We start from the raw sequence: 19,611 nt of genomic DNA on the forward strand, positions 1-19,611 counted from the left end.
TTATGTCACCCGAACGGAGGATGCCAAATGGGTTCATTTAAGGGATAGCTCGAAAGTCATCGTCGCTCGCGGGCACGGCCAGCTGGCGAGAATCTCTTTTGTCGTTGGCTGGAGACGGCTAGGATACAGCAGGCAAGTCGATGTTGAGGGGCTTCGGTTTCAGCCTTCAAAAGTTGGATCGGCACCTGGAGGTTGAGCGACCCGAACGCTGGAAGCGCTGAAAGCCGCGATCAATAGCCTCGTCTCGCCTGGATCGCGGCGCGCTCTAGTCCACCGTGAACGAATACGTCGCGCCGATGCCGAAGGTGAACTGGTTGCGCGAGCCTAGGTCTTTCACGATCGGGCTGTTGGCGGCATCGCCGACCAGATAGTCGAACCGTTCGTAGAGCGTCGTCGTCCATTCCTTCGACCAGACATAGCTCTGCGCCACCGACAGGCCGACGCTGGCGATGCCGCCCTTCGGGTCATAGGCCGCAACCGTGCCGTTGCGGATGGCCGCCTCCGGCGAGACGCCGTATTTGATACCCATCACCTTGTCGTCGGCCAGCACCAGCCGCGGGCCGCCGGAGAGCGTCAGCGCACCGTAGTTTTGCACATAGTCGGCCATCAGGTCGGCGCTGAAGCCGTCATTGTTGCGCAGCCCGTGGCGCAGTTCGCCGCGCAGGCGCAACTGGTCCTCGACCGGCCAGAATTCGGCGAAGGCGCCGACTTCCACGGTCCAGGGATAGGTGTCGAGCCCGTTCAACCGGCCGCCCTCGCTCGAACGGCCGGAACGCAGGCTGGCGACGGGACCAATTGCAAAACGTTTGCCGGTGAAGAAGGTGATGTCGAAATTGTCGTCCGGCGCCGAGAAGCTCTCGCGCTCGGAAGCGCGGCGGAACGAGATCGACGGCATGCCGCCCAGCCCGTAGCGCGAGGAGCCGTCCCATCTCGGGCTGACCGTCGCCATGCCGCCGATGCTGATGATCCAAGGATCGTTGGAAGCGAGCGGTTTTTCGGCCACGCTGTCGGCCGCGCGGGCTGGAAGCGCCAGTACGACAAGCGAGACGGCAACGCCGCCTGCCAGCAAATCAAGGGCAAGCGGACCACGCCCCTTGCGGTCTCGTCGGGAAAAGCAACGCAAAACGAACCTCACTTCGCAGTCTTGGCGATCTTGATACCAAGTTTTTTGATCCGATGCCAAAGGCTCCGTTCGGCGATGCCCAACCTTTCCGCTGCCTTCACTTGGATGCCGTCGGTTTCCTGCAGCGCGGCCAGGATGAAGTCGCGCTCGATGCGTTCCAGTTCGCCGTCGAGATCGGCGGGCAGCGCGGCGCTGGCGGCCGGCTGGCGCCTGGTGCGCGTCACATAGCCCGGCAGGTCTTGCGGGCCAACGACGTTGCGGGCGGCCACGATCGTTGCTCGTTCCACCGCGTTCTGCAGTTCCCTGATGTTGCCGGGCCATTGGTAGGTGGCAAGCGCGGCCTCTGCCTCCGGCGCGAAGCCGGTGATCTTCTTGTTCATCTCGGCGGAGAAATGCGCCAGGAAATGCGTCGCGATCGGCAGGATGTCGCCGGCGCGCTCGCGCAGCGACGGCACGCGGATGGGATAGACCGCCAGCCGGTAATAGAGATCCTCGCGGAAATCGTTGGCCTGCATGGCAGCTTCCAGGTCGCGGTGGGTGGCGGTGATGATGCGCACGTCGACCTTGACGCTGCGGTCGGAACCGACCGGCTCGAACACCTGGTCCTGCAGCACCCTCAAAAGCTTGGGTTGCAGCGAAAGTGGCAGGTCGCCGATTTCGTCCAGGAACAGCGTGCCGCCATTGGCGGTGACGAAGCGACCGTCGCGGGCGGCCACCGCACCGGTGAAGGCGCCCTTGGCATGCCCGAACAGTTCGCTCTCGAGCAGGTTTTCAGGGATGGCCGAGCAGTTCATGGCAATGAACGGGCCGTCGCTGCGCGGGCTGTTGAAATGGATGGCGCGGGCGACCAGTTCCTTGCCGGTGCCGCTTTCGCCCTGGATGAGCACTGTGGCGCGGCTGGCGCACACTTCGGTGATCTGCCGCAGCACCTCGCCGAAGGCCGGGCTGGAGCCGATCAGGTTGCCGAAGGAGTATTTCTCTTCCAGTTCGGCGCGCAGGCGCCGGTTCTCGTTGACGATCTGGGTGAGTTGCAGCGCGCGCCTGGCGGTGGCGATGACGTCGTCGATCTCGAACGGTTTGGAAATATAGTCGAAGGCGCCTTCCTTGACCAAGGCGACGGCATCGCGCAGCGAGGCATAGGCCGTCATCACCACCACCGGCATGTCGGGGCGCCTGCGCCGCAATTCCTGCAACAGGTCGCGGCCGCCGCGACCCGGCATTCTGAGGTCGGTAATGACGAGGCCGAATTCGCCCTGTTCCAGTCGCTGCAGCGCGCTGGTGGCATCGGTCACGAAATCGCTGGAAAGGCCGCCGCCTTCGAGCGCCAGCGCCAGTGTTTCCGCCAGGCGGGGCTCATCGTCAACGACCAGTATCGAGCTCGGCATAGGCGATCTTCTTCTGCTTCAGCGGCAAGCGTATCACGATGCTGGTGCCGTTCTCCAATGCACTGGTGCAGGTGATGGCGCCACCGTGATGTTCGATCACGGAGAGCACCTTGGCGAGGCCGAGGCCCGTGCCTTTCGTCTTGGTGGTGAAGAACGGATCGAACATGCGATGCACCACATCCGGTTCCATGCCGATACCGGTGTCGGCAACGGTCAGCACGGCTTCGGTCGTTTCCTGGTCAGCCTCGACCTTGACGGTCAGCGCGCCGCCCTCGGGCATGGCCTCCATGGCGTTGAGGACCAGGTTGATGATCACTTGGTGGATCTGGTCGGCATCGGCATCCACCGCAATGTGGTCGGCGAGTTCGACATTGGCGGTGATGTTGCGCTTTTCCAGTTCCGGCATCATGAAATCGATCGCCTTGCGCACGATCCCGTCCAGGAGCGCAAGCCGCATGGTCGGGCGGTTCGGCCGCACATAGTCGAGCACTTCGGTGACGAGGCGATCGATACGGCCGACCTCGTCGAGCACGAAGCCGAGCAGCCGCTCGTCCGGCGGAGCCAGATAGGTGCGCTGGGCCACCAGCTGGCTCGACGTCTTGATGATGCCGAGCGGGTTCCTGATTTCATGGGCGATCACCGCGGCCGCTTCACCGAGCGCCGCCAGCTGCTCGCGCCGCCGCATCTCGCCTTCCATCTGCCGCAGCCGCTCCAACTGGCGCGTCATGACGTTGAAGCCGCTCGTCACTTCCTCGATTTCCGGACCGCCGTTTTCCGGCAGCTGCAGGCGATAATTGCCCGAAGCGACCTCGCGCAGGCCGCGCTTCAGCGTCTGCAGCGGGATCGTAAGCCGGCGTGCAAGCACAACGCCGACGGTAATCGACAGGCTGGACGCGATCAACGCCAGGATGGTGAACAGCCGCCAGTCGATCAGCTGTTCGAAGACCGGTCGTTTGGCGGTGAGGCCGAAGGTGACCAGGCCGACCAGCCGGCCGCCATCGTCCCGGATCGGCCCGTAGCCGGTCGCCAGCCCGCCGCCGGTCGTATCCGGCACCACGGTGTAGTTGTCGCCCCGGTTCAGTGGCGCCAGCACTTCGTCCGACACCGTCAGCGGCTGGCCGAGCCCCTGGCGGACCAGCGGCAGCATGGAGTTCCCCTGCAGCCGGTAGGCATGGATGACGATTGCCGTCTTGGCGCGCGGCACAGAGAAGAAGGAGTCGTCGAGCAGATTGGCGACCAGAACATGCAGCACCTGCCCGTCGCGCTCGAGCATGCGCGCGGCACCGACCAGCAGGGCCGGGCGCCCTTCCTTTTGTGCTGTGAAGATCGAGCGCACCGAGGTGCGCGGCAGCGCAATGTCGAGCATCGCGGTGCCGAAGCGATAGAGCGTGTTGCCCTTGTCGTCATAGATCAGCACGAGATCGTAGCCGACCGAGGAGAGCAGGTCGGAATAGATGCGCAGCGGCGTGGAGTTCTCGTTCACCTCGCCGGCGAGCGCGCTGCCATGGGCGGGCAGCGATGCGGCGATGATGGCGGCGGCGCGGTCCGCCTCGTCTTCGCTCGACATCGTTTCGCTGACCAGGAAGTCTGCGGCGCGGCCAAGCAGGCGCTCGACATTGTGCTTGAACGTGGCCGAGATCAGCGCGGCGGCGACATAGGACGCGATCAGCACCGGCGGCACCGACACCGCCAGGAAGGCGACCACAAGGCGCCAGCGCAGGGTGAGCTTGCTCAGCACTGTGCGCTTCTCCGTGGTCGCGGCATCGTCGTCATGGCTGCTGGGCCTTGGTCACGGTGTCGCAACGCTGGTCGGCGGGTAGCTGATGCCGCCGCCATGTGAACTGCTGGCCGAGCGCCTTGACGCCGAGATAGCCGGTAACGATGAGCTTGTCCGGCCCTGTCAGCGAAAGCGCGACATCGTAGGCGCTGCCTTCCTTGGGATCATAGATTTGCCCGTCATCCCAGCCGCCGGAGCCGTCCTGCGCCAGGCCGGTTATCACGCTGAGCCCGCAGATCGGCCGCTGGCGCAGTTTCGGATTGGGATTGTTGCGGTCGGTCAAAGGCGCGCCGTTGTCGTCGATCGGCGTCTTCAGCCACACGATATGACCGCACAATCTGTTGCCGCAGGGTGCGAATTCCACGACACCCTGGCCGTCATGGGTAAGCCATGTGGTGGCGATGGCATCGGCCGGCGCGGCATCGGCGCTTGTCGCCAGAAGGAACAGCCCGGCCGCCCAGCCAAGGGCCTGGAGAGCCGACGCGCGGCGATACGAGAGCTTGCGATCTGGTGCCGTCACGACGGTTTTCCTCTGCCAATCAGCACGACCCCGGAAATGATCAGCGCAATGCCTGCCGCCTGCGGCCAGGAGAGATGCTCGCCAAACAGGAGCATGCCCGCCGCCGGAACGGTGACATAGGTCAAAGCCGAAAGCGGAAACGCGCGCCCGAGATCCATACGCGCCAATATCAGCATCCAGAACACGAAAGTAAGGCCATAGAAGAAGACGGCCAGCCAGAGCGCCGGCGTCTCCAGCGCCGAAACGACCCAGGCTATGTCGAGCGTGCCGGCACCGATGCGCTCGCTCGCCCATTTGAAGGCGATTTGCGTCGCGGTGTCGACGACAATGAAGGCGGCGATGATGCCGCGCAGACTGGATTGGTTGGCCGTCGTCACGCTCATTGTCCGTCTTCCTTGGCCGGCCCCTTGGCGCGGTCGCGCGCTTTCGCATTTGCCTCGCGCAGGTCCGGGTCCCAGCGGTCGAAGGCGAGCCAGGGGGCGATTGCGGCAAGGCCGCGATTGAGCAGGCCGTTGGTGTGCTTCACATAGATCGCCGATGGTTCCAGCCGGCTGCCCATCCTGATCTTGGAGGCATAGGCGGTCTGGCCGGTCTGCAGCAGTGGTCGCCCGATCTCGCGGCAGAAGCTGAGGTTCTCCATCCAGCTCACGACATAAAGATTGTGATCGCGCGCCAGCGGATAGGCCATGCCCAGGAACTTGTCGACGACCCGGTCGACACCGACGAGAAGCAGGTTGAAGGCGGCGAGCCTGTCGCCGATCCAATAGAGCTGGAAAACGGCGTCCTTGCCCAGGCGGCGCGACACCTCCTCGAAATAGCGGCTAGGCAATTCCTCGAAATCGCCATAGCGCAGCTGGCTGTTTTCCTGGGTGGAACGGTAGAGGGCCGCGATTTCGCTTTCCAGGCCGGTAATGTCCGTGCGCCGCTCAACGCGCACCGCATCGCGCGTCTTCAGTTTGCGCTTCACGTCCTTGCGGGTCGCTGCGGAAAGCCGCGCCAGATAGGCGTCTTCGTTCTCACACACCTCGGCAACCGCGACGGGCAGGCTGGTCAGCCGCGCGAAACCCTTGCCGGCAAGCAGGCCGCCGATCAGCGCTTCTTCAGGCGGCGCGACGTCCTTGAAGGCGATCAGCGCAGCCTTGCGCTTGCGCGCCTCTGCCTCCACCGTCTCGATCAGTGTGGCGAGGGCTTCGACGCGCTTGTCCGCCGACAGCCTGTCGGCCAGCAGGAGATGGCAATGGTCGACCATCGGCGAGCCGACACCGAGCAGGCCAAGCGCGAAGATGCCGGGGAACTGGTCGGCCAGCCGTCCGGCCCAGGCGCCGAGCTTGCCCTGGAACGGCGTGTCGAGGCGATAGGACAGCGAAAACAGCGGCGCAGCGGCAAGCAGTTCGCGGTCGTCGCGCTCCACGACGACGGCCTGCGGGGCCGTGCCGTCGACCGCCGCGGCGGTCTCGAATGCCGCGTGATAGTGGACGCCTTCGGCATTGGCGCGGCTGAGCTCGGGCCAAGAGGCCGGATCGAGCGAAGACAGGCCCGCCCGGATCGTGCCGCTCGCCGCGCCAGCGTCAGGCGACGACCTGAAGGCGCTCATGTTCATGCGATCCAGACCGTTGATGCAGTTGCGCCACGCTGTCGACGAAGGCGGCTGCCTTGGCGATGACCAACCGCCTTTGGCGGTCGAGCGTGACCAGGTGGTAGCTGTCGTCGAGTACGAGCGATTCGACCGTGCCGCCGAGATGGCGCTGGAAATACTCCATGTTCGACAGGCTGGCTATGTCGTCCTCGCGGGCATGCACCACGAAGGTCGGCTGGCGCAGGTCCGGCAGTTCCGGCTTCAACGCGTCGACCAGTCGCCACAGTTCGCGCAGCGCCAGCGCCGGCGTCGCCGCCAGGCCCGCCGAAGTCGAGTCGCCGGAGAACATCGACTGCGCCAGCACCATGCGCAGCCGCTCGTCCTTCAGGCCGTAGGGCTCCTGTTCGACGAAACGATATTTGCGGCCGCTCGGCGTGTTGATGAACAGTTTGAGCAAGAAGCGATACCAGGGGATCGACCAGCCATCGTACCAGAGTGTCGGTGCGAACATCACCAGCCCCTGCACGCGCTGCGGCTGGCGCGCGGCGAGCATGGCGGCCAGCACGGCGCCCATCGACAGGCCACCCACCAGCACGACACGGCAGCGCTGCTCCAGGGTCGTGAGTGCGTCCTCGGCGCTGGCATACCAATCCTTCCAGCTCGTCGCGGTCAGGTCCGCCTCCGTGCCGCAATGGCCGGCAAGGGTCGGGCACAGCACCGTCGAGCCGCGCTCGGCGAAGTTGCGCGCCACATTGTTCATTTCTATTGGCGTGCCGCCCAGCCCGTGCAGCAGAAGCACGCCGACGTCCCCGCGCGGCAGGAAGATGCTGCGGTCCTTGGTTCTCAGTTTTGTGGTGGTTTCAACCATCAGATCGTACCTGCGACTAGAATGACGCCTGCCGTGATGAGCAGCGCGCCGAACCATTGAGAGGGACCGGTCTCTTCACCCAGCCACAGCCGCCCGGCGAGCGTGATGGCGAGGATGTTGAGACTGGCGAGGGGAAAGGCGATGCCGAGCGGCGCGAGCGCGAGGATGCGCACCCAGATGATGAACTCGGCGACATAGATGATGAGCCCGAGGCCGACCCAGCGGTCGCTGAACAGCGCGCGGGCAAAGGGCCGCCAGCTCTGGGCGGAGAATTCGGGCAGGGTGTCGGCGCCGAACTTGAAGGCGATCTGGCCCGCCACGTCGCAGACGATCGACAGCACGAAGAGGACGATCAGCTCGGTGCTCAGCATGCCAGCACCTGTTCAAGGCTGTTCACGATGCGCGCGTTGGCGGCATCGTTGACGGCGGCCATCGCCGCGTCGAATTTCGGCTGGCGCGGATGGTCGAGCTTGGCCAGCGTATAACGGAACGGGTCGCGGAAGAGCGGCGGCGAATAATCGCCGCAGACATCGACGCCGAGAACGCGCCGCTTTTCGGCCAGGCGCTCGATCGCGTAGAGGACCTGATCGAGCCGCATCGCGCCCTGGTCCCAATTGGTCACGGCTTCGTCGGTGGCCAGCACGTCCTTGTCGAAGGTGATCCAGATCGCCTCGGGTCCGAGCCGGGCGATCAGGTCTTCGACGAAGGCTTCCCAGTCCTCGTCGGCCAGATTGCGCCAGACAAGCTGCTTGGCGAAGCCGTCGCCGCTAGTGGTGGAGCCGGGGGAATCGACCGCCGCGCCCAGAAGCCTGGTCGACGGCACCCGCCAGGCATACATTTCCAGCCGGCCGTCGCGGATCGCATCGAGATTGGCGGACTTCATCTGCGGCAGCACGAGGTCGGTGCTGGTCGGTCCGATGGTGATGACACGGCGAACATTGCGGCGCTCCAGCGCCCGGTTGACCCAGCCGCCGCAGTTGGAGGTCGCCGGAAAGGTCACCCAGTCGGGATGGTTGTCGAACTGGATCACCGTGACCGGCTTCTCGACGCGAGCGAGAAACAGGTCGGCGACATGATGGAAGTCGCCCGACCCGTAGAAGATCAGTTCCGGCTCGTCGGCCGGGCGCGGGCCGATCCGGTTGCCGAGCTCGCGCAACGCGTCCCTGGCCGCAACGATGCGCAGCCGGGGCGCGAGGTCCCCGGCTGGCACGATGTCGGCTGGTTCCGATCGGGAGGGGGCTCGATGGAAACCCTGGTCCGTCACGGCGCCGTCGAGATCGACGATGCGCACACGCACTCAATCACCCCTTGGTTACGCGGGTGAACAGCTGGTCGAGCAGCGCCAGCGCCAGATCGATTTCGGCGTGGCTGATGGTCAGCGACGGCGCCAGCGTGATGACGTTCTTGTAGTAGCCGCCAATGTCGAGCACGAGGCCATAGCGCTGGCCGTCATGCGTCAGGTCACCCTTCAGCGCCTCGTCCACCATGCGGTCGACCAGCGCCTTCGACGGCGTGTAGCTGTCATGCGGCTCGCAGATTTCGATGCGCAGCGCCAGCCCAAGGCCATCCACTTCGCCGACGATCTTGTGGCGACGCTTCAGCTCCTCCAGACCGCGCAGGAAATAGGCGCCCTTTTCCGGCACCGTCGTCTCGTAGTCGTCCTCGGCCATCATCTTCATGGCTTCCAGCGCGACAGCGGTGCCGAGCGGGTTGGCGTTGAAGGTCGAGTGGGTCGAGCCCGGCGGGAAGGCGGTCGGGTTGATCAGCTCTTCGCGCGCCCAGACGCCCGACAGGGGGTTGAGGCCGTTGGTCAGCGCCTTGCCGAAGACGACGACGTCCGGATTGACGCCGAAATGCTCGATCGACCACAGCTTGCCGGTACGGTAGAAACCCATCTGGATTTCGTCGACGACCATCAGGATGTTGTGGCGGTCGAGCACCTTCTTCAGTTCGATGAAGAAGTTCTGCGGCGGAACGATGTAGCCGCCGGTGCCCTGCAGCGGCTCGATATAGAAGGCCGCATACTCGGCCTCGCCGGCCTTCGGGTCCCAGACGCCCTGATATTCGCTTTCGAACAGCCGCTCGAACTGGCGCACGCAATGCAGGCCGTATTCTTCCTTGTTCATGCCCTTCGGCGCGCGGAAGTGGTAGGGGAACGGCACGAACTGCGCGCGTTCGCCGAAATGGCCGTAGCGGCGGCGATAACGATAGGACGAGGTGATGGCCGAAGCGCCCAGCGTGCGGCCATGGTAGCCGCCCTCGAAGGCGAACATCAGGCTCTTGCCGTGCGAGGCATTGCGCACCAGCTTCAGCGAATCCTCGATCGCCTGCGCGCCGCCGACATTGAAGTGGACGCGGCCCTTGAGGCCGAATTTCTGTTCGGCATCGCGCGCGATCAGCGCGGCCAGCTCGATTTTCTCGCGGTGCAGATATTGGCTGGCCACCTGTGGCAGCCGGTCGATCTGGCGCTTCAGCGCATTGTTGAGGCGCTGGTTGGCGTAGCCGAAATTGACAGCCGAATACCACATCTGCAGATCGAGAAACGGCGTGCCGGCCGCATCGAACATGTAGGAGCCTTCGCAGCGGTCGAAGATCTTCGGAGCGTCGGTGTAGTGCACGGTGTCGCCATGCGAGCAATAGATGGCCTCGAGGGCCAACAGCTCGGCCTCGTCGAGGGCAGGTTCGGAATCGTTCCCGGCAGCGAGCCGGAATGCGGCATTGGTAGGCATGAACAGATCCTTGTCAGGTCACAGAAGTTGGGCCGACTGGACGGTCTGGACGTTGGCCAGCCAGTCGGAGAAGAGCATCGGCAGGTCGGCGAACGTGCCGAATGCGCGATGGGTGATACCGTTGGCACGGCAATGGTCGGCAAGCTTGCCTTTCGCGAACACCATGTCGGAGATGGAAGCGGCGCAGAAATCGGAACGGCCGTCGCCGATCAGCACGCGCAAGGCGCTGTCGGGCGCCCGGTCGAAGGTGGCGCATTTGCAATGCGCGGAGTTGGCGCGGCAATTGTCGGAGGCGTGCAGGCAGTCCAGCCGCCAGCGGTCGCCGCCGGTGGCGGCAAGGCCGTTGGCGAGAACCGGCAGCTCAAGCCCGTAGCCCTTCAAGGCGTGGGCAATGACGCGGTCGAGCCCGTCGGAAACGATGGTGACCTTGATGCCGCTTTCCTGCAGCGCTTCCACGAACGGCACGAAGTCGGGGTCGATCTGGAGGCAGTTGGCGAACAGGTCGAGCATCACCGGCTCGACGCGCAGGAGATCGACCTGCCTGGACATGCATTCGCGCGAGCCGATGGTACCGCGCTCCCAGGCGGCCTCGACCGTGCGCCACGCCGGTTCGGCGAATTGCGCAAGCAGAAGGTCTGTTGTGTCTTCCAGCGAGATGGTGCCGTCGAAATCGATGAAGCACTCAATGCCGGGGAGGGGAAGAAGATCGATACTGGCCATGCTGCGCTGCAGCAAGCAAGGTGCGTGCCAATCTCAAAAACGCTAATGGAATCAGCGGATGTGCCCGCGTGAAGGTCGGGAATTTCCTCCAAAAATTGGAGGAGCCCTTGGCGAAAGAGGATGGCAGGCCTTGTCGGGCGGCATTTCCACAGGGTATTTGCGCGGGGTATTATGCGGATCGCCCCTAAGGGCGTTTCGCGGAAACCGATAGGGTCTCGGGCCGCGCCGTCATATTCGAAACGAACCGTGGGCAGGCGGTTCGTTCGAAAGCGTGCTCGAACAATTGTATGTTTGGTGAGCGATTGCGCATTTTCGAAAAGCCTGCGACACTGGCGCCGATACATTTGAAATGAAGTGCCAGCCATGAGCGCCCGCTCGGAAACCAGCAATCCCAGGCTTGACGACGCCGCGCGCGCCGGTTGGCTGTATTATGTCGCCGGCAACACGCAGGACCAGATCGCGACCAAGCTCGGCATTTCGCGCCAGACGGCGCAGCGGCTGGTGTCGCTGGCGATGTCGGAGGGGCTGATCAAGGTCAGGGTGGATCATCCCATCGCCAACTGCCTCGATCTCGCCGCCAGGCTGCAGCAGCGTTTCGCGCTGGATCTGGTCGAGGTCACACCGAGCGATCCCGATTCCACCTCCTCGACCATTGGGGTCGCCCAGGCCGCGGCGGTGGAAATCGAAAAATGGCTGCGCAAGCCGGAGCCGGTCATCATGGCGATTGGCACCGGCCGCACGCTGAAGGCGGCGATCGAGCAACTGCCGCCGATGGAGTGCCCGCAACACAAGGTGGTCTCTTTGACCGGCAACATCTCGCCGGACGGTTCGGCCGCCTTCTACAACGTCATCTTCACCATGGCAGACACCATCAAGGCGCGCTCCTTCCCGATGCCGCTGCCGGCCATCGCCTCGTCACCGGACGAGCGGAAAATGTTGCACAGTCAACCGCTTATCCAGCCGACGCTGGCGCTTGCGGCGCAGGCCGACGTCACCTTCGTCGGCGTTGGCGACCTCGGGCCAAAGGCGCCGCTGCTGGAAGACGGGTTCATCACCGAGACCGAACTCAAGGCACTGCAGCGGGCAGGCGCCGTCGGCGAGATCGTCGGCTGGGCCTTCGACCGCGATGGCCGGCTGATCGATGGCATCACCAATGACCGCGTCGCTTCCGCCCCGCTGCCGTCGCGCGAGCGGTCGCTGGTGGTGGCGCTGGCCATGGGCGAGCGCAAGCTGCCCGGCATCCTGGCCGCCGTGACGCGACGGCTGGTCAACGGCCTGATCACCGACGAACGCACGGCGGAAGGCCTGCTGACCGCCGGCGGCTAGCGCCGGCGCAGGAACGTCGATGGGCGGACATTGCGCCCGTGCCGGACCGCCCAAAGTGGCCCAAAGTGGAGAGAGGCGGCGTGCCGCGCTCCCGGGCAAATAATTTCAGACAAGAATAACAATGGCTTGGCGCCCGAACACCGCCAAGCCGGCTCGGAATTTGTTCACGCCGGGTCGTTTGGCGTCAAAATGACCCGGTTTCGTTCATTCGACAGCGATTTTCGCGTCTGTTCCGCCAATTCCCTCTAGTCGCCCTCTCGATGTGTCGGGTGTCGCACTGACTTGCCGCATGCGCTGGAGCGGCTGCAGCCCGGCGTCCGCATTCGCGCTTGACATAAATCCCGGAAGATGAATAATTGCCCATAGCTAAAGCAAATGCTCACTTTGGCCTTGGGAGGAAACCAATGAAACTGCGCACCCTCATCGTGGGGCTGTGTTCGGCGAGCGCGTTTGCGTTCGCCGCGCATGCCGAAACCATCACCATTGCGACCGTCAACAATGGCGACATGATCCGCATGCAGAAGCTGACGGACGACTTCACCGCCAAGAATCCGGACATCAAGCTGAACTGGGTGACCCTGGAGGAGAACGTGCTGCGCGAGCGCGTCACCACCGACATCGCCACCAAGGGCGGCCAGTATGACGTGATGACGATCGGCACCTATGAAGTGCCGATCTGGGCGAAGCAGAACTGGCTTCTGCCGCTCGACAAGCTCGGCGCCGACTACGACCAGAAGGACATCATCCCGGCGATCGCCGGCGGTCTCTCCGTCGACGGCAAGCTTTTTGCGGCTCCCTTCTACGGGGAGAGCTCCTTCGTCATGTACCGCAAGGACCTGATGGAGAAGGCGGGCTTGAAGATGCCCGACGCGCCGACCTGGAAATTCATCCGGGAAGCTGCTGACAAGATGACCGACAAGGCGACCGGCGTGAACGGCGTGTGCCTGCGCGGCAAGGCCGGCTGGGGCGAGAACATGGCATTCCTGACTGCCATGTCCAACTCCTTCGGCGCGCGCTGGTTCGACGAGAAGTGGAACCCGCAATTCGACCAGCCCGAATGGAAGCAGACGCTGCAGTTCTATGTCGACCTGATGAAGGCCGACGGGCCGGACGGCGCCTCGTCCAACGGCTTCAACGAGAACCTGGCGCTGTTCCAGCAGGGCAAGTGCGGCATGTGGATCGACGCCACGGTGGCGGCTTCCTTCGTGTCGGACCCCAAGAACTCGAAGGTCGCCGACAAGGTCGGTTATGCGCTGGCTCCCGATAACGGGCTCGGCAAGCGCGGCAACTGGCTGTGGGCGTGGTCGCTGGGCATTCCGGCCGGCACGCAGAAGGCGGCCGCGGCCGAGAAGTTCGTCGCCTGGGCGACCGGCAAGGGTTATCTCGACCTCGTCGCCAAGAAGGAAGGCTGGGCCAACGTGCCTCCCGGCACACGCAGCTCGCTCTACGCCAATGCCGAATATGAGAAGGCCGCGCCCTTCGCCAAGATGACGCTGGACTCGATCAATTCCGCCGATCCGACCAAGCCCACGGTCAAGCCGGTGCCTTATGTCGGCGTGCAGTTCGTGGCGATCCCCGAATTCCAGGGGCTCGGCACCACTGTCGGCCAGCTCTTCTCGGCGGCACTTGCCGGCCAGATGTCCGTGGACGATGCCTTGAAGCAGGCGCAAGATGCCGCCAAGGCGGCGATGACCGAAGGCGGCTACATCCAGTAAGGGCATCCTTCAGGTGCCCCGGGGCATCCTCCCGATGCCTTGGCCGTCCGGGTCTTCCCGGTCCGGACGGCCGCTTACAGGGCTCACCCTCTTGCGTGAGGGTAGGGCCAAAACGGAATCGAGCGGCAGCGAGGGTTTCCGCTGCGGGCTGGGACGACGTGGGGGCACGTCGGGATATCTCTCATCGCCTCGCTGCGCTCGACACTTCTCTCCGCGAAGAAGGGATCGACATCACGCCGCCCCTTCCCGTCGCGGGGAAAAGCGATCGCGCGGCGGCTGGTGATGCGGTGTCGAAAAGGCTGCTTGCCGCCGCAACGATGATCGATCGCGGCTTTTGGGAACCGGTTGGAGGAGGCCATGGCAACCAAACAGACCCGTACGCTTGCACGCTTCATGGCCGCGCCCTCGGTGCTGCTGTTGCTGATCTGGATGGCTGTACCGCTGGCGATCACGCTGTGGTTTTCCTTCCAGCAGTACAATCCGCTGAACCCTATCCGTGACGGCTTCATCGGGCTGTCGAATTACGCGTTGTTCTTCAACAACCCGGCCTTCTTCACCGCGATCCTCAACACGCTGATCCTCGTGATCGCCGTGCTTGCCATCACCATCATCGGCGGCATCCTGCTTGCGCTGCTGCTCGACCAGCCGATGTGGGGCCAGGGTTTTGTCCGCATCCTGGTGATCTCGCCGTTCTTCGTCATGCCGCCGGTGGCAGCACTGGTGTGGAAGAACATGATCATGCATCCGGGCTATGGCGTGTTCGCCGACATCGCCCGCTTCTTCGGCGCGCAGCCGATCGACTGGTTCGCGCAATACCCGCTGTTCTCGATCATCCTGATTGTCGCCTGGCAGTGGCTGCCTTTCGCCACGCTGATCCTGCTCACCTCGCTGCAGTCGCTGGACGGCGAGCAGAAGGAGGCGGCCGAAATGGACGGCGCCGGAGTTCTCTCTCGGTTCTGGTATCTGACGCTGCCGCATCTTTCGCGCGCCATGACGGTGGTGGTGCTGATCCAGACCATCTTCCTGCTCTCGGTCTATGCCGAGATCCTCGTCACAACCAATGGCGGGCCGGGCTATGCGTCGACCAATCTGCCCTTCCTCGTCTACCAGAAGGCCCTGCTCGAATACAAAATCGGCCAGGCGTCCGCCGGCGGCATCATCGCCGTCATCCTTGCCAACATCGTTGCCTTCTTCGCCATGCGCGCCGTCGGCAAGAACCTGGACAAGTGAAATGTTCGGTTTCGTTTCGCGGCTCGACTGCCCCTCACCCTTACCCTCTCCCCGTGAAAAACGGGGAGAGGGGGTCGCCAGCGTTGCGGCAAATCTCTCTTCTCCCCGTCCCTTACGGGGAGAAGAAGCCGGCAGGCAGATGAGGGGCAGCGCAATCGTTTCAGGATTGGAGATCTGACATGGCACGTGCCGTCACCAACCGGCAGAAGACCATCGCGACCATAGTTGCATGGGCCGTCGCGCTCGTGATCTTCTTCCCGATCCTCTACACCATCATCACCTCCTTCAAGTCGGAACAGGAGGCGATCCAGGGCTTCAGCCTGATCCCGTCGGGCACGCTGGAGAGCTATTCGGAAGTCCAGTCGCAGTACAACTACTTCAAGCCGTTCATGAATTCGGTGATCCTGTCGCTGGGCTCCACCGTGCTGGCGCTGCTGGTCGCCATTCCGGCCGCCTGGTCGATGGCCTTTTCGCCGACCAAGCGCACCAAGGACGTCTTGATGTGGATGCTGTCCACCAAGATGATGCCGGCGGTGGCGGTGCTGTTCCCGATCTACCTCATCTTCCGCAATCTCGGCCTGCTCGACTCGCGCATCGGCCTCACCGTCATGCTGATGCTGATCAACCTGCCGATCGTCATCTGGATGCTCTACACTTATTTTCGCGAAATTCCGGGCGAGATCCTGGAAGCCGCCCGCATGGACGGCGCCACGCTGTGGGGCGAGATCCTCTATGTGCTGACCCCGATGGCGGTGCCGGGCATCGCCTCCACCATGCTCTTGAACATCATCCTGGCGTGGAACGAGGCGTTCTGGACCATCCGGCTCACCACCACCAACGCCGCCCCGCTCACCGCCTTCATCTCGTCCTTCTCCAGCCCGCAAGGCCTGTTCTGGGCAAAACTGTCGGCGGCCTCGACGCTGGCGATCGCGCCGATCCTGATCATGGGCTGGTTCAGCCAGAAACAGCTGGTGCGCGGCCTGACCTTCGGCGCGGTGAAATGATGACGGCCACATATCGCACGGTCGGGCAGCCCGGCACGAAAGAGCATAAGGGAGGACAAAATGGGTAAGATCGCTCTCAGAAACGTCTCCAAGTCCTTCGGGGCGACGACGATCATTCCCAATATCGACCTGGACATCGAGGACGGCGAGTTCGTCGTTTTCGTCGGACCGTCCGGCTGCGGCAAGTCCACGCTGCTTCGGCTGATCGCCGGGCTGGAAGACACCAGCGGCGGCACCATCTCGATCGACGGCCGCGACGTCACCGACGAGGCGCCGGGCAAGCGCAAGCTGGCCATGGTGTTCCAGTCCTATGCGCTTTACCCGCACATGACGGTGGGAAAGAACATCGCCTTTCCGCTCAAGATGGCGGGCGAGGACAAGGCGACGATCGACAAGAAGGTGGCGGACGCCGCCCGCGTGCTCAACCTCACCAACTATCTCGAACGTCGCCCCGGCCAGCTCTCCGGCGGCCAGCGCCAGCGCGTCGCCATCGGCCGCGCCATCGTGCGCCAGCCTTCGGCGTTCCTGTTCGACGAGCCGCTGTCCAACCTCGATGCAGCACTTCGCGGCACCATGCGGCTGGAGATTTCCGAGCTGCATAACCAGCTGAAGACGACGATGATCTACGTCACCCACGACCAGGTGGAGGCCATGACCATGGCCGACAAGATCGTGGTGCTGAACGCCGGCAACATCGAACAGGTCGGTTCGCCGCTGGACCTTTACCGCAGCCCGAAGAACCTGTTCGTGGCCGGCTTCATCGGTTCGCCCAAGATGAACCTCATCGACGGGCCGTCCGCCGCCAGGCATGGCGCCGCCACCATCGGCATCCGGCCTGAACATCTCAAGATCGCCTCGAGTGCCGGCGAATGGAAGGGCAAGGTCGGTGTCGCCGAACATCTCGGCGCCGACACCTTCCTGCATGTGCACACCGACGAGGTCGGCACCATCAATGTGCGGGCCGACGGCGAGATCGGCGTGCGCCACGGCGACATCGTCTACCTGACGCCGGACCAGGCCAAGCTGCATCGTTTCGACGCCGCCGGGACGGCGATGTGACCATGCGGCTTCAAGGCAAATCGGCACTGATCACCGGTTCGGCGCGCGGCATCGGCCGTGCCTTCGCCGAGGCCTATGTCGGCGAAGGCGCGATTGTGGCGATCGCCGACATCAACCTCCAAGCCGCCGAGAAGACGGCAGCCGAAATCGGACCGGCCGCCTATGCGGTGCGGCTCGACGTCACCGATCAGGCCTCGATCGATGCGGCGATTGCCGCGGTCGAGAAGAAGGCGGGCGGGCTCGACATCCTGATCAACAACGCCGCTTTGTTCGACATGGGGCCGATCGTCGAGATCAGCCGCGCCAGCTACGACAGGCTGTTCGCGGTCAATGTCGCCGGCACGCTGTTCATGCTGCAGGCGGCCGCCCGCTCGATGATCGCGCGGGGCAAGGGCGGCAGGATCATCAACATGGCGAGCCAGGCGGGAAGGCGTGGCGAGGCGCTGGTCGCGGTCTACTGTGCCACCAAGGCGGCGGTCATTTCGCTCACCCAGTCGGCCGGGCTCGACCTGATCAGGCACGGCATCAACGTCAATGCGATCGCGCCCGGCGTCGTCGATGGCGAGCACTGGGATCATGTCGATTCGCTGTTCGCCCGATACGAGAACCGGCCGAAGGGCGAGAAGAAGAAGCTGGTCGGCGAGAGTGTTCCTTTCGGCCGCATGGGCCGCGCCGAGGACCTCACCGGCATGGCGGTGTTCCTGGCCAGTGCCGAGGCCGAATACATCGTCGCCCAGACCTACAATGTCGATGGCGGCCAGTGGATGAGTTGAGGATAGCGCTCCTCTCCCCGTTCACGGGAAGAGGATGCCGGCAGGCAGGTGAGGGGCAGCACCGTCCCGGCAAAAGCTGGCGCCGCCCCTCATCCGACCCTTCGGGCCACCTTCTCCCCGTGAACGGGAGAAGGAAACGGCCTCTACGAAAGGCGTTTTGACATGACGACAAAACTCTCGCTCGCCAATCTCAGCAAGCTGCCGAAGGGCGTTGCGGTGCCAGCCTACGGTCGCGCGGCGCTGAAGGCCGGCATCGTGCATTTCGGCGTCGGCAATTTCCACCGCGCGCATCAGGCCGTCTATCTCGACGATCTGTTCAATGCCGGCGAGGGTCGCGACTGGGCGCTGGTCGGTGCAGGGGTGTTCGAGGGCGAGAAGGCCGGCCGCGCCAGGCTCGCCGAACAGGACTGGCTGACCACCGTGGTCGAGCAGGACGAGGGCCATATGGCGGCCCGCGTCACCGGCGCGATGATCGACTATCTGGTGCCTGGCGATACGGCGGCGATCATCGACAGGCTGGCCGATCCGGCGATCCGCATCGTCTCCTTGACCATCACCGAAGGCGGCTATTTCATCGACCCGGCCTCGGGCTATTTCAATCCCGAGCATCCCGACATCGTCGCCGACGCCAACGATCCGGAGCATCCAAAAACCGTGTTCGGCCTCATCCTGGCCGGACTGGCGCGCCGGCGCGGGGCGCGCGTGGCGCCCTTCACGGTGATGTCCTGCGACAACATCCCCCACAACGGCCGCGTCACCTCCGACGGCGTCATCGGCCTTGCCCGGCTGTTCGACCGCGATCTCGCGATCTGGGTAGCCGGCAATGTCGCCTTCCCGAACGGCATGGTCGACCGCATCACGCCCGCCACCGGCGACCGCGAACGCGGCATCCTGGCCAAGGACTTCGGCGTGGAAGACGCTTGGCCGGTGTTCTGCGAACCGTTCCGGCAATGGGTGCTGGAGGACAAGTTCCCGACCGGTCGCCCGGCGCTGGAAAAGGTCGGCGTGCAGTTCGTGCCCGACGTCTCGCCCTATGAGCTGATGAAGATCCGCATCCTCAATGGCGGCCATGCCACCATCGCTTATCCGGCCGGGCTGATGGACATCCATTTCGTGCATGAGGCGATGCAGGAACCGCTGGTGCGCGGCTTCCTGGCCAAGCTTGAGCACGAGGAGATCATCCCGACCGTGCCGCCGGTGCCGAACACCGATCTTGAGGATTATTACCGGCTGATCGAGCGCCGTTTCTCCAACCCCAAGATCGGCGACACGGTGCGCCGGCTCTGCCTTGACGGCTCGAACCGGCAGCCGAAATTCATCATCCCGACCATCGCCGACCGGCTGAAGGCAGGCGCCGGTGTGACCGGTCTGGCGCTCGAATCCGCGTTCTGGTGCCGCTACTGTTTCGGCACCACGGACAGCGGCGCGGTGATCGAAGCCAACGACCCGAACTGGGACCGCATGCAGGCCACGGCCCGGGCCGCGAAAACCGACCCGCTGGCCTGGCTCGCCATGGAGGATATCTATGGCGACGTCGGCAAGGCGCCGGCCTTCGCCGGCGCCTTCTCCCATGCGCTGAACACGGTCTGGGGCGTGGGCGCCCGCGAAACGCTGACATGGTACCTGGCCGGCTCGCTCTGAGCCGGCGGCCCGCATAACGCGGACGGTAGCGCGGGGCAAAACGCGCATATAGAGTGCGCCCATGCTCCATGCCGCTGCTCCTTCCTTGCCCCTCTTGCCACAGCCGGAACGGGCCTGGGGAGCGGGAGCTATCCGTCTCGATGCCTCGCCCCTGACAGCCAGTCG

The 19,611-nt window shown here is 64.3% G+C and carries 18 protein-coding genes; 7 read left to right on the forward strand and 11 right to left on the reverse strand.

The window, feature by feature from the left end:
• Window positions 1-265: 265 nt before the first annotated feature.
• From QFZ88_RS17135 to QFZ88_RS17185, 11 genes are read right to left on the reverse strand one after another with little or no spacing between them, the layout of a single operon-like run.
• Complete coding sequence (locus QFZ88_RS17135) at window positions 266-1,123, reverse strand: MipA/OmpV family protein (protein ID WP_137900263.1); 858 nt, start codon at window positions 1,121-1,123, stop codon at window positions 266-268.
• An 8-nt stretch (window positions 1,124-1,131) separates the two neighbouring features.
• Window positions 1,132-2,508 carry a sigma-54-dependent transcriptional regulator gene (locus tag QFZ88_RS17140; protein WP_024926027.1) on the reverse strand — a complete coding sequence of 459 codons (1,377 nt, stop codon included), beginning with the start codon at window positions 2,506-2,508 and terminating at the stop codon, window positions 1,132-1,134.
• Complete coding sequence (locus tag QFZ88_RS17145; protein WP_024926028.1) at window positions 2,483-4,246, reverse strand: sensor histidine kinase; 1,764 nt, start codon at window positions 4,244-4,246, stop codon at window positions 2,483-2,485. The genes QFZ88_RS17140 and QFZ88_RS17145 overlap by 26 nt, the downstream gene beginning before the upstream one ends.
• 31 nt (window positions 4,247-4,277) lie before the next feature.
• Complete coding sequence (locus tag QFZ88_RS17150) at window positions 4,278-4,805, reverse strand: DUF2147 domain-containing protein (protein ID WP_024926029.1); 528 nt, start codon at window positions 4,803-4,805, stop codon at window positions 4,278-4,280.
• Complete coding sequence (locus QFZ88_RS17155; RefSeq protein ID WP_024926030.1) at window positions 4,802-5,188, reverse strand: DMT family transporter; 387 nt, start codon at window positions 5,186-5,188, stop codon at window positions 4,802-4,804. Before QFZ88_RS17155 ends, QFZ88_RS17150 begins: the two co-directional genes overlap by 4 nt.
• Window positions 5,185-6,399, reverse strand: coding sequence for a GNAT family N-acetyltransferase (locus tag QFZ88_RS17160; RefSeq protein WP_024926031.1), 1,215 nt, complete (start codon window positions 6,397-6,399; stop codon window positions 5,185-5,187). Before QFZ88_RS17160 ends, QFZ88_RS17155 begins: the two co-directional genes overlap by 4 nt.
• Complete coding sequence (locus QFZ88_RS17165; protein ID WP_024926032.1) at window positions 6,374-7,249, reverse strand: alpha/beta hydrolase; 876 nt, start codon at window positions 7,247-7,249, stop codon at window positions 6,374-6,376. Before QFZ88_RS17165 ends, QFZ88_RS17160 begins: the two co-directional genes overlap by 26 nt.
• A complete protein-coding gene (locus QFZ88_RS17170) occupies window positions 7,249-7,620 on the reverse strand; it encodes a hypothetical protein (protein WP_051504845.1) in 372 nt (123 codons plus the stop codon). The genes QFZ88_RS17165 and QFZ88_RS17170 overlap by 1 nt, the downstream gene beginning before the upstream one ends.
• Window positions 7,614-8,546: a hypothetical protein gene (locus QFZ88_RS17175; protein WP_051515440.1), complete on the reverse strand. Its 933-nt coding sequence runs from the start codon at window positions 8,544-8,546 to the stop codon at window positions 7,614-7,616. Before QFZ88_RS17175 ends, QFZ88_RS17170 begins: the two co-directional genes overlap by 7 nt.
• Window positions 8,547-8,550: 4 nt before the next feature.
• The gene (locus QFZ88_RS17180) at window positions 8,551-9,978 is read right to left on the reverse strand and encodes an aspartate aminotransferase family protein (RefSeq protein WP_024926035.1); all 1,428 of its coding nucleotides are present in this window, start codon (window positions 9,976-9,978) and stop codon (window positions 8,551-8,553) included.
• Window positions 9,979-9,996: 18 nt separating this feature from the next.
• Window positions 9,997-10,698, reverse strand: a complete 702-nt coding sequence (locus tag QFZ88_RS17185) for an HAD-IB family phosphatase (RefSeq protein ID WP_065998136.1) — start codon at window positions 10,696-10,698, stop codon at window positions 9,997-9,999.
• Between the two features lie 363 nt (window positions 10,699-11,061).
• On the opposite strand from QFZ88_RS17185, the gene QFZ88_RS17190 reads away from it, so the two are divergent.
• The 7 genes from QFZ88_RS17190 (at window position 11,062) to QFZ88_RS17220 (ending at window position 19,446) form a co-directional block, all read left to right on the forward strand.
• Window positions 11,062-12,024, forward strand: coding sequence for a sugar-binding transcriptional regulator (locus tag QFZ88_RS17190; RefSeq protein ID WP_024926037.1), 963 nt, complete (start codon window positions 11,062-11,064; stop codon window positions 12,022-12,024).
• Between the two features lie 404 nt (window positions 12,025-12,428).
• Window positions 12,429-13,739 (forward strand): ABC transporter substrate-binding protein, encoded by a 1,311-nt coding sequence (locus QFZ88_RS17195; protein ID WP_024926038.1) that lies wholly within the window; start codon window positions 12,429-12,431, stop codon window positions 13,737-13,739.
• A 357-nt stretch (window positions 13,740-14,096) separates the two neighbouring features.
• A complete protein-coding gene (locus QFZ88_RS17200) occupies window positions 14,097-14,969 on the forward strand; it encodes a carbohydrate ABC transporter permease (protein ID WP_024926039.1) in 873 nt (290 codons plus the stop codon).
• A gap of 179 nt (window positions 14,970-15,148) precedes the next feature.
• Window positions 15,149-15,973, forward strand: a complete 825-nt coding sequence (locus QFZ88_RS17205; RefSeq protein WP_024926040.1) for a carbohydrate ABC transporter permease — start codon at window positions 15,149-15,151, stop codon at window positions 15,971-15,973.
• A 60-nt stretch (window positions 15,974-16,033) separates the two neighbouring features.
• Window positions 16,034-17,032, forward strand: coding sequence for an ABC transporter ATP-binding protein (locus tag QFZ88_RS17210; RefSeq protein WP_024926041.1), 999 nt, complete (start codon window positions 16,034-16,036; stop codon window positions 17,030-17,032).
• A gap of 2 nt (window positions 17,033-17,034) precedes the next feature.
• Window positions 17,035-17,805 carry an L-iditol 2-dehydrogenase gene (locus QFZ88_RS17215; protein ID WP_024926042.1) on the forward strand — a complete coding sequence of 257 codons (771 nt, stop codon included), beginning with the start codon at window positions 17,035-17,037 and terminating at the stop codon, window positions 17,803-17,805.
• A 162-nt stretch (window positions 17,806-17,967) separates the two neighbouring features.
• Entirely contained in the window at window positions 17,968-19,446 is a 1,479-nt protein-coding gene (locus QFZ88_RS17220) for a mannitol dehydrogenase family protein (protein WP_024926043.1), read from the forward strand.
• The last annotated feature ends 165 nt before the right edge of the window (window positions 19,447-19,611 follow it).

Source organism: Mesorhizobium sp. YL-MeA3-2017 (genome assembly GCF_030814575.1).
In the GTDB taxonomy this organism is placed as follows: domain Bacteria; phylum Pseudomonadota; class Alphaproteobacteria; order Rhizobiales; family Rhizobiaceae; genus Mesorhizobium; species Mesorhizobium terrae.